The sequence below is a fragment of the Actinomycetota bacterium genome, from assembly GCA_040755895.1.
Lineage (GTDB): Bacteria > Actinomycetota > Aquicultoria > Subteraquimicrobiales > Subteraquimicrobiaceae > Subteraquimicrobium.
The window spans coordinates 1-10175 of the sequence record JBFMAG010000011.1; the positions used below are offsets into that span (position 1 = coordinate 1).

Below are 10175 nucleotides of genomic sequence, written 5' to 3' on the forward strand. Positions count from 1 at the left end.
TCGGTGTCACGGAGGGAGAAATCGAGACCGCAGTTCAGGAGACTATTAAGGCAAATAATTTATCCGATGCCTATGTGAGATTGACCATCTCGCGGGGAGAGGGAGAAACCTGCCCCGATCCTTTCACTTGCCCCAAGTCCACCCTGGTCATCATCGCCCGACCTTTCACATCTTATCCCCATGAATTGTATGAGAAGGGAGCAAGGGCGATCATAGTGAGCACACGCCAAAATGACCTCTCGCCCCTGGCGAGGGTCAAATCGATGAATTTTTTGAATAATATTTTGGCTTTGATGGAGGCAAAGGCTGCCGGGGTGGATCAGGCGATTCTCCTGAACACGAAGGGTTTTGTGGCTGAGGGGGCGGTTAGCAATATTTTCATCTTTCGAGACAATACTTTAATCACGCCTCCCATGGATGCTGGTATCCTTCCCGGCATAACCAGGCGGTTGGTTTTGGAACTAGCAAAGGGGCTTCAGATACCGGTTCATGAGGGAAAGTTTCCACCCGATGCGTTGATGGGAGCCCAGGAATGCTTTCTGACCAATTCTTTGATGGAGATTCTACCCATTGTTCAGGTAGCCGATCAACCCATAGGAACTGGTCGTCCCGGACCGGTTACTCAGCTGCTCAGGCAAGCCTATCGAGAATTGGTTCGCATTGAGACCAAATACTAAAAATCTATAATTGATTTCAAAATGCTGTACAACAGAGGTGATAATAAATGGGTGTGAAGATTTTGCCCCGAGTCATCGCACTCGATTTGCGGAGCTCATTCAATCATTAGCCCAAGATCCACGACCTGTGAATTCTAAAAAGCTCACTACTCGAGAGGAATGGCGATTACGTTATGGGAATTATCGAATTTTATATACCATCGATGACGAGAATAAGACTATCACATTTTTTATTTCATTAGAGGAAATATTGATCATGTGTCAAATAACTAGACCAATCATTGTAGAAACGGATTTCAGAGCACAGTAAAAACAGGTCTTTAGACTCTTAAGGAAGGTAATAAATGGTTGTCGAAAAGGTGGAAGAGGAAGAGTTAGTGAGCAATGCCGCAGCAACGGTCAAGAATTATGTCGAGGTGATGAAACCAAAGGAAACCAGCCTTCTCGCCTCCATTGGTATCTGTGCTGCCGTGGTTGCTGGAAAGGGATTTCCTCCGTCCAACCTTCTTCTGATAACCGCCGTTGCTGTTACCCTGGGAAGCGCCGGTTGCAATGGTCTTACCAATTACCTTGATCGCGAAGTCGATGCCCTCATGAAGAGAACCCAACACCGCGCACTCCCCTCCAAAAGGATCGATCCACCCGAGAAAATGCTGCCTTATGCCATCGGTCTGTTGGCCATCGCCCTTGCCCTTGCCTGGTATTTACATCCTCTTTGTTTCCTATCCGGAGCCTTGGGTATCACAACGGCGGTGGTCGGTCGCAAGCGGTCCATAACCCACATTCTGGGAGGAATATCGGGTTCCGCGCCCGTCTTGGTGGGGTATACTGCCATAAGCCATAAACTCGATTTAACCATTGGACTTCTTTGTTTGCTCATTTTATCCTGGACTCCCATTCACGTCTGGAGTTTGATGACCGCCTATCGAGACGATTTCTTGCAAGCCGGTGTGGTGATGTTCCCCATCAATCGGGGAATCGAGACCACGATAAGAACTTTGTTGGCTTTATCCATCCTTCTTTACGCGACGACCATTGGTCTCTATTTTGTGGGGAAATTCTCCGTGCTTTATTTAATCATTGCCACTGTATTGGGAATCCTAATGTTTTTGAGCAATGTTTATCTTTCCAGAAGACGAGGAGAGAGGGATGCTTGGAGGGTTTACAAGATATCAGCTTACCCCTATTTGGGTTTAATTTTCTTAGGAATGTGCCTAGACCTCTGGCTTCAAGCTCTTTTGTAGCATCCTCATATAACTAGCGCGGGAGCTCGTCTCCCCCAAGCTCGTCTTCCTCAAAATAGATTTTGTTGTCGCCATGGCGCCTAGCAGTCATCGTCTTCAAAAATGTAGGATATATTTTTGGTTGACTCTTAATTCAAAATGTTGTACTTTTTTCATAAGTTATAACATAAGGGAGATGTTAAACATGGCAATCGTAAAGGCTACTGCAAAGGGACAGATTGTGATTCCGGCAAACTTAAGAAAAAAATACAACATCATCAAGGGCACAAAAGTAAAGATCGAGGACAGGAATGGGGAAATAGTGGTAAAACCGCTTTTGAGGAACCCCATCAGGGATGCTCGTGGGATGTTTCAGGGAGGTAAATCGGCTCTGAAGGTTCTTCTCTCGGATCGGAAAGAGGAGGCTTCAAAGTGAAAAAGAAGTTTGTGCTGGATAGCTATGCCTTAATAGCTTATTTGGAAGGCGAGGAGGGAGCTGATATTGTTCAACGAGCTCTAGAGGATTCTGAAAAAGGGAAGTGCCAGCTTTTAATGAGCATCGTAAATTGGGGTGAGGTTTATTATTCTATGCATCGTGCCAAGGGAGAAAAAGAAGCCGAAGAATGCGTAACCGTTATCGACCAGCTTCCTATAACTTTGGTGGAAGCAGATAGAAAAATCACTTATGAGGCTTCCAGGCTGAAAGCGAAGCATTCAATTGCTTTTGGCGATTGCTTTGCTGTCGCTCTCGCTATTCAAAATGAATGCGAGGTTATCACGGGTGACAAAGAATTAAAGAGGCTAGAGAAGGAAGCAAAGATTTTGTGGTTGTAGCGCGGCGACTTGGCTTGCCGTATGGACTCTGCCGCAAAAATAAAAGGTTCGGCTCCAAGGTTCCAGGTAAAAGATTGTTGGATTGACACTACGAACTCATTGCACAAAAGGCTGGTCTAAAAACCAAAAACTGGCTTAACCCGTAATTCTGAGATCACCAGTATCTGGATGGGAACAACCTTTTGGAGGCCCGCGCAAATCCCATTCTCAAAAAATCCCGTAGAAACAGACCTGCCTGGCAGGCACGGCCTTTAGGTCTGTTATTCTAAGTAAGAGGAGTTCATCCGCTGTCTACCGTCAGGGGCAAAATATTTTGGATGAGGACTTTTACCTATCATGAAGTTGTATCAGCACTAGTTTGCTATAATAGACTTCAATATGGATATAGAAGATATAAAGCAAAAATTCAAAGCCAATAAATATAGAATTACCCAGCATGGAGAGGAAGAAAGAGAACTAGATAAAATCACATTTGAGGAATTGGAAGAAGCTGTCGAAAACAGTGAAAAACAGTGAAATTATTTGAAGAGTATCCAGATGATCCAAGAGGACCATGTTGCCTCATTCTTGGTTTACGTCAGACAAGAAGCCACTTCATCTAGTTTGTGGTAATCTTTCAGAGGAGAGAATAATGATAGTTACTGTCTATAGACCAGAGCCAAAAAGGTGGATAGACTTTAGAAAGAGACGAAAGGAGTCGTAAATGTAAATGCTAAAGGAAAAATGTTACTTTTGTGGTGGAACAATTGAAAAAAAGAAAGTTCGTGTTGACTATAGATGGGGAGATGAACTAACTGTTCTAGAGAATGTCCCTGCTTGGGTTTGCAACCAATGCGGAGAAAAATACTTTGATGCCAAGGTAGCTAAAGAAATGGAGAGACTTGCCAGAACTAAAGAAAAGGTCAAAAAATTAATCAACGTGCCAGTCAAAGAATTCGGAGAAGTGAAAGCCTCTTAACAAAACTAGTCGAATCTGGGACTAAAGGTCAAAATTTCGTTCAAAAAAATCCCGTAGAAAAACAGACCTACCTGGTAGGCACGGCCTTTAGGTCTGTTATTCCAAGTAGCGCGGGGACTCGTCCCATTTGGGCAGGGTGAACCGCTACAGCGTAAGGTCGCAGGATAAAAGATGTTAGTGAATTTCAGAAATTCTGAGATAGGCATCGCAGAGATTAAGCAGAACCGTAGCGCTACTTGTAGCACTGAAATTTTTGAAATAATGTATTTAAAGCTGCAGGTGAAAGATTGTGTGGGGACTGTCCCCTTACAAAGGCAGACCATGTTCAATAATTTATTGAGGTGTATGCTTCATTCGAAGCCTCAGATTCTTTGCCTACCCTGTCTACGGCTTTAACTACGTAATAGTAAGTAACCCTCTGGGTAGCCTTAACATCGGTGAAAGTCGTCACCGTTACCAGCTCCTCATTTATCTTCTCGTAATCACCCCCAGGGGAGGTAGCTCGATAAACATTATAACCTATTACATCCGGTTCGAAGCTGGCTGCCCAACTGAGGTTTATCCCATCCTTTTTCACGGTAGCGGTAAGATCCAGGGGAGGAGCAGGGGGTGTATCCGATTCTTTGCCGGACCTGTCAACAGCGGTGACCATGTAATGATATTCAATATCGGGGATAATTTCAGTATCGCTGAAGGTTGTCTCGGTTATCAATTCCTTATTTATCTTTCCGTGGATGGCATCGGGTGAAATCGCTCGATAGACATTATAACCCGCTAAATCCGGTTCGGTATTCGCTGCCCAAGTGATCTCAATCCTATCTTCCTTTGGGGTAACGGAAACATCTTTAGGGGCAGCAGGAGGATTATTTACGACCACCATTAATTCTGAGGAGCCTTCATTGCCTGCCTGGTCATAGGCTTTGGCTGTGAGCTTGTGCTCACCGTCTACGAATGCGGTGGTGTCCCAATTGTAGATATAGGTACCTTCTTTTTCATCCTTGCTCAGGCTACCCACTTCCTCACCATCGATATATAATTTTACCTGCTGAATCCCAACATCATCGATTGGGGCGATTTTTACATCGACGATTCCTTCAACTTCTTCTTGTTCGGAAGGGGAGATGAAAGCCACTTTGGGGGGATTAAGATCGGTAGCACTCGCATCAATGGTAGTTTGATTTTGTTCTGGCTCGACTTGAATTGCTGGTGGCATCAAATGCGGCTCCTCTGTTCCTTCAGTTGGGGTTATTATCCTTGTTATCATTTTGGGTTCACTTCGATCTTGAATCTTATTGCTTTCACCCCCAGTACTGGTCTTGGCAATTTTCGTCTCCCAAAATGCTTTGGTCGGTGTTATGCTTGTGCCCTTGATTATCTTTGTTTCCGTCATTTTTTCTGTCATTTGAGTTACTGCCTTGACTGCTTGCGTTATCTTTCCCGTTGCCCTTTTCTGTACAGTCATTTTCATAACATCAATGCTATTCGCAACATCATCGATATTTTGATTTCTTTTACGTTGATTATCATCTTTCATCCATGGGAATACTCGTACAACTGTACCAATGAAATTTCTAACACCTATTGAAACCCAGCCCAATTTAGGTACGACGAAGGTGACTTTACCCATGATTTGGTCGGGATGAACTGGGTCTGTGTCAGGAGAATCGTTGGCATCACCTTTGGTTACAAACAGCCTATCGTTTCCCTTTTGCCAAATTTCTGTAACCCTGTGGATGACCGAACCATATTCCCTCCTATAATGGATGACATCTCTCACCTTGATGGACTCCACGGGAACTTTAGTGACTACGGCGATGTCGCCAAGCTTCATCGCTGGGCTCATACTGCGCCCCGCAACTAATGTAGGGTGGAAACCGAATAGACCAAGGGAGAACCAAAGCATTGCCACACAGACAACAGCCACCATAACCCAAGCAACAAGAGAAGAACCTCCCTTAGCCTGACTTTTCGCTTCGGCGAGTTCAGCCTTGGTCAAGCTCTCAACTACAATAAGCCCTATGATGGGAGCAATGGTTCCCAAAAAAGCGGTGACCGCCCAGGGCAGGTTGGGCAAGATGGGTGAGAACCACTCAAAGGCTTCCAAAATTCCGCAGTAGGCAATGGAAGCAAGCGGTCCTCCAACTAGTGCTAGAAAAGAGGCGAGGAGACTTTGGGCAACCGAGGGGAGGCAAGTTGAGCCCAAAAAGGAGATGGTCTGACCCGGATTCCCAGAGATGGTGAAACTGGCTAAAGGTATATCCACCACCGCATATAGCAAAGCTATGACAGCCAAGGCTAAGGTAAAATAGCGCTTAGCGAAGAGATTCATGAGATATGCCCGGCTAAATTCCATGCCCACCAGTACTGAGACTACAAGAGCAGAGTTCGTGACAACAGCTTTGGGGGTGAAGAGATGAGGATTCCTGCCAAAACCGAAGAAGATGCCGGCAATAATAAAGAAAACTAGGTGGAGAACACCTACAAGCAGGGATAGCGTGATTAAAGAACGGGTGAAATGCAGTTTCCCTGCCACGCTATATTTCGAGACAAGTAGTGTCAAGGCAATCAAGAGAGACCATAATAGAGGTCGAGCAATATAAGCGATGATGAATCCGCTGAGGAGGCGAGGTAAAACCAGATTCAGAAGAACATATACCACTATCACTGAGCTCAAAACAATGAGCCAGCCCAAGTTAGCCTTTATATTCTGACCAATATCAATCCTTCTCCAAAACATCATTCTCAAAGTTCTCAAAGAGAACACCACTACCTCAAAGATAATTAAAGCACAAAACCGAAAATAGTCGAAGAGTTACGCCTAGATCGACCGATTGTTCAGTGCATCGTAAACGTTCTTCATGATTTCAAACTGGCACCTGTGGGCAGCGTGCTATATTTGCTCTCCATTGCCGAGATGATTTCCGCCAGAGTGGCAAAGGTTGGATCAACTAAACCGAGGTAATTCGTACCCAGCCACAACGACTCCGCATCGATTGTATCCAGCCACTCTTCTATTTGCTGCTTAGTGTATGTTTTGTGTTTATTCCATTTCTTCCAGAAGCCTATAGTGCCAAAAATCCACGGGGTTACAGTCATCTTTACAGTAAAGGTATAGGTGTGACACTGAAGCGCCTCCTGCTCCACATGGACCAAGAACCTGCCGTCCACCCCCTCGCCGGGATCAAGGACAATACTTACTAGACCTACGTGACTCACTATGACCTTGGGAGGATCGGTGATGTCAATGGAGGCTATCCTCTCCGGCACGGTGCCCCATTGCGCACGGTGACAGATAGCTCGCAGTCATAGCAGGGATAGGCATTGCCGATGGTCACAATCACCTGGTCATAAAGACCGTCGCCATTGGAATCATTGAGTTGAGTGCTGCACCAGCCCACATCCTTGTCCTTGCCTGGATCGATGGTTCCCGGTGGATCGTTTGAGGAACACCGTGAAATCTGCGTTCATGTGACCCGTCTGCACTGTACCTGATATCTCAAGCCTCTCCGTCCACAATGCATAACCCACCGCCAGGAAAGCTACAAAGCTACATCACCACAAGTAATACTGTCGGTTTTTTAAACTCCACGACCATGCCTCCAGAATCCTTACTTAAGATAGAAAGAGGCAGAAGAGGACTCTTAAACTCCCCTTCTGCCTTTTCTAACCCGAGCTTAAATCCTTCAAACGACCATCCTTGACCGCGTTACATATTCCACTGACCGGCTACGATCTCGATAGTGAAGCTAAGGCTTTCACACTGAGGCGCATCTGGGAGAACATGGATGTCAAAGCTCATATCCGCTGATATGCCCGGGTCTAGTTGCGCCCCAAAGTTATCCCCATACCTGATCTCGACATCATTTTTCCCATCGCCATTAAGATCAAGCGTGACATAGCTAGGTAATCCCGTAAATTCATGTCCATCGATAATAACCTTTTTGATTATTATCGGCATGGATCCGTTACAGCGCACCCAAAAAGTTATATGCTCATAATAGCAGGGATAAACATTATCAAAAGTAACTTTAAGTGTGTCAAAGTCTCCATCACCATCTGGATCCTCAAACACACCAATGGTACCGCCCACATTTTTATCCACTTGGCGAATATTCAAAAAGCCGAAGTCGCAATTCCAATCATTCGTTGGCGGGACAATCGGATCCTTACAGTTGAAAGTGCCTCCTTCAAATTCCCAATCAACCTCGCCAGTGCTAACCTTGCCCTGGGTAGTTAGGGTCTTTGACCACCAAGCATAACCTAACCCTAGGAGAGTTAGACCTACCAACAATATTAAGTTGAATATCACCACCTTCTTCATATAATCACCTTCTAGTGGTCCAGGTTGGACTCTAGGAGACTCTCTGAGTCTCCTAACTCCATCTACTCAGAGAGTCTCCTAGTCCATCTACCTTACGGGCAATTCCACTGGATGAAGTCAACCTCCACCAGGAAGGTCATCGTCGCAGCCTGCGGGGCACCCTCCTCCACGTGGATGTCCAGATCCATCTGGATAGTATTAGAAGGATCAAATATCTGCCCAATTGCAATGTTGGTTACGTGGATGGTAACATCGTCTATCCCATCGCCATCGAGGTCGAACGGAGTTGGCACGGAGGGAGTCACAGGAACGCCATTGACCCTTACCTCTTTGATCTTCAACGGGATGGTACCAGCATTGTGGATGTCATACCAGGCGGTTGTGTAATAGCAAGGATAGCCATTACTGATGGTAACCGTAGCTGACGTGGCACTCACAATCGTAGCGGAACTACTGCCCACATCCTTGTTCTGCCTAGGCTTAGGATCTGGCCCACTTGCAGCCGGGTCTTTACCATCGTCTTGCGAGTCTTTAGCCGCATCATCTACGACAGCGTTATCATCGGTGAAGGCTTTGGTGTATGAAGCACAAATATGTCCTGTCTTCACCGTGCCATCGACCTTGAGAGTCTTCATCCACCAGGCATAACCAAACCCAACAAATGCCAAACCTACCAACAGCGCTAAACAAATTATTCCCAGCTTTCTCACCTCTTACACCTCCTTTCCCTCAAAATTGCAATTTCCATTGGGTATGGCACTTCTGGCTCGCTGTGTTGCCTTAACCAGTTGGGCTAGCCAGCGAACCACACCCTCATTTCTTGGTACCCCTATGTATCACCTCCTCCTTTAAAAACCAAAACCCCTTCCCCTGGCACCATTCCTAGGTCGGTCGGTTCCACCTTTATTACTTCAACTATTAATTCATTTCAAATGATTCTAAACTCCACAATTCCAACTCTTTCAACTAAATCTTTCTCATATTCGCACGAAAGTGAGAATATCAAAAATTGGAAAAATATTTTGTTATTCAACTCTTTCTAATTATAAATAGAGAGAGAAGCAGATAACATCGGTCATTGGATGGAATTTTTCATTAAAACTAAAGTCCGAGAGAATGGAGGCGGGCACCGCCTGCCGGACGGGCAGGCAAGACCGCCCCTACATTTAATCCTCTGTAGCGCGGGGGGCTGCCCCCTTCAAAAAAGCTTTAGTTGGAGGATAAACCCATGTCGTTTCGTGATCTATTGAGACCATCCAAAGTATATTTTCTTGAACATAAGTAAGGAATTTTTATAATGTAAGGCATAATTAATAACAATGCATAAAATTAAGAAAGGAGTGACAATGATGCTTAAGGGTAGATCAACGATAACAGTCAAAGGACAAACCACGATACCCAAGGAAATCCGGAAAGCGTTAAAGCTTAAGCCGGGCGATAGACTGCTGTATGAGCTTGAGAAAGATCGCGTGATACTCACACCCATCAGGGGTACCATTCTGGATGTTGCAGGTACTGTGAAGCCAAAAATGCATCCTGAAGATTATAAGAAGGTCAGAAGAGAGACCAAAAGAGCTGTAGCCCGACGCGCGGCAGAGGAGAATTAAATGAAAGAATACTTTCTGGATACGAACATTTTCCTGAGGATACTAACATCCGACGACCCAGAAAAATCGCTTGCCTGCCAAAATCTCATTAGGAGAGGAATAAACAAGGAATTGAGGTTACACACAAGTGTCATTGTCATTGCTGAAATCGTGTGGACTCTTGAGTCTTTCTATGGTTGTTCGCCGGGGGAACTCAGAGAAAAAGTGGAGATGATTCTCAACACCCCAAACCTAAAGATCGAGAACCAGGATTTAATAGCAGAGGCAATCGCACTTTATGAGGATAAGAACATCGATTTCATAGATTGTTACAACGCCGTGTACGCCAGGGAGAAGGGGATGGATGTCATCTATTCCTACGATGAGGATTTTAATAAAATCCCATGGATAGCCGGAACTGAACCGTAAAAAGCAAAAATTGGGTGGGGATGAACCCGCCCCTACATTGAATTGTAGCGCGGCGTTCATCCGCCGCTTAAGCCAGACCTTGGCGGATGGCGTAGAGTACAGCCTGGGTGCGGTCGGTTTGCTTGAGCTTGCGAAGGATGCTACTCA

At 45.4% G+C, this 10175-nt stretch carries 13 protein-coding genes; 8 read left to right on the top strand and 5 right to left on the bottom strand.

Annotated elements, in window-relative coordinates; all coding sequences use genetic code 11:
• The 6 genes from AB1466_00420 to AB1466_00445 all read left to right on the top strand — a co-directional run.
• A partial coding sequence (locus tag AB1466_00420) for an aminotransferase class IV (GenBank protein ID MEW6188568.1) occupies positions 1-677 on the top strand: 677 nt, incomplete at its 5' end.
• A gap of 37 nt (positions 678-714) precedes the next feature.
• A complete protein-coding gene (locus tag AB1466_00425; GenBank protein MEW6188569.1) occupies positions 715-987 on the top strand; it encodes a type II toxin-antitoxin system RelE/ParE family toxin in 273 nt (90 codons plus the stop codon).
• Between the two features lie 34 nt (positions 988-1021).
• A complete protein-coding gene (locus AB1466_00430; protein MEW6188570.1) occupies positions 1022-1921 on the top strand; it encodes a protoheme IX farnesyltransferase in 900 nt (299 codons plus the stop codon).
• 184 nt (positions 1922-2105) lie between these two features.
• Positions 2106-2336, top strand: coding sequence for an AbrB/MazE/SpoVT family DNA-binding domain-containing protein (locus AB1466_00435; GenBank protein MEW6188571.1), 231 nt, complete (start codon positions 2106-2108; stop codon positions 2334-2336).
• Positions 2333-2734, top strand: coding sequence for a type II toxin-antitoxin system VapC family toxin (locus AB1466_00440; GenBank protein MEW6188572.1), 402 nt, complete (start codon positions 2333-2335; stop codon positions 2732-2734). Before AB1466_00435 ends, AB1466_00440 begins: the two co-directional genes overlap by 4 nt.
• Before the next feature lie 709 nt (positions 2735-3443).
• A complete protein-coding gene (locus AB1466_00445) occupies positions 3444-3692 on the top strand; it encodes a type II toxin-antitoxin system MqsA family antitoxin (GenBank protein ID MEW6188573.1) in 249 nt (82 codons plus the stop codon).
• Between the two features lie 325 nt (positions 3693-4017).
• Here the strand turns inward: AB1466_00445 and AB1466_00450 are convergent, their stop codons facing one another.
• From AB1466_00450 to AB1466_00470, 5 genes are all read right to left on the bottom strand, one after another.
• Complete coding sequence (locus AB1466_00450; GenBank protein MEW6188574.1) at positions 4018-6456, bottom strand: signal peptidase I; 2439 nt, start codon at positions 6454-6456, stop codon at positions 4018-4020.
• Between the two features lie 92 nt (positions 6457-6548).
• Positions 6549-6959, bottom strand: coding sequence for a hypothetical protein (locus tag AB1466_00455; GenBank protein ID MEW6188575.1), 411 nt, complete (start codon positions 6957-6959; stop codon positions 6549-6551).
• Positions 6944-7090 carry a hypothetical protein gene (locus tag AB1466_00460; GenBank protein MEW6188576.1) on the bottom strand — a complete coding sequence of 49 codons (147 nt, stop codon included), beginning with the start codon at positions 7088-7090 and terminating at the stop codon, positions 6944-6946. Before AB1466_00460 ends, AB1466_00455 begins: the two co-directional genes overlap by 16 nt.
• Before the next feature lie 308 nt (positions 7091-7398).
• On the bottom strand, positions 7399-8013 hold the full coding sequence (locus AB1466_00465) for a hypothetical protein (protein ID MEW6188577.1): 615 nt from the start codon (positions 8011-8013) through the stop codon (positions 7399-7401).
• 92 nt (positions 8014-8105) lie between these two features.
• The gene (locus tag AB1466_00470) at positions 8106-8723 is read right to left on the bottom strand and encodes a hypothetical protein (GenBank protein MEW6188578.1); all 618 of its coding nucleotides are present in this window, start codon (positions 8721-8723) and stop codon (positions 8106-8108) included.
• A 636-nt stretch (positions 8724-9359) separates the two neighbouring features.
• On the opposite strand from AB1466_00470, the gene AB1466_00475 reads away from it, so the two are divergent.
• The gene (locus tag AB1466_00475) at positions 9360-9620 is read left to right on the top strand and encodes a type II toxin-antitoxin system PrlF family antitoxin (GenBank protein ID MEW6188579.1); all 261 of its coding nucleotides are present in this window, start codon (positions 9360-9362) and stop codon (positions 9618-9620) included.
• Positions 9621-10028 carry a PIN domain-containing protein gene (locus AB1466_00480; protein MEW6188580.1) on the top strand — a complete coding sequence of 136 codons (408 nt, stop codon included), beginning with the start codon at positions 9621-9623 and terminating at the stop codon, positions 10026-10028.
• The last annotated feature ends 147 nt before the right edge of the window (positions 10029-10175 follow it).

Bases quoted from the DNA above. Each gene is read 5' to 3' on its own strand.
- AB1466_00445 (MEW6188573.1), top strand. From the start codon at position 3,444: ATGCTAAAGGAAAAATGTTACTTTTGTGGTGGAACAATTGAAAAAAAG.
- AB1466_00465 (MEW6188577.1), bottom strand. From the start codon at position 8,013: ATGAAGAAGGTGGTGATATTCAACTTAATATTGTTGGTAGGTCTAACT.
- AB1466_00475 (MEW6188579.1), top strand. From the start codon at position 9,360: ATGATGCTTAAGGGTAGATCAACGATAACAGTCAAAGGACAAACCACG.
- AB1466_00430 (MEW6188570.1), top strand. From the start codon at position 1,022: ATGGTTGTCGAAAAGGTGGAAGAGGAAGAGTTAGTGAGCAATGCCGCA.
- AB1466_00435 (MEW6188571.1), top strand. From the start codon at position 2,106: ATGGCAATCGTAAAGGCTACTGCAAAGGGACAGATTGTGATTCCGGCA.
- AB1466_00480 (MEW6188580.1), top strand. From the start codon at position 9,621: ATGAAAGAATACTTTCTGGATACGAACATTTTCCTGAGGATACTAACA.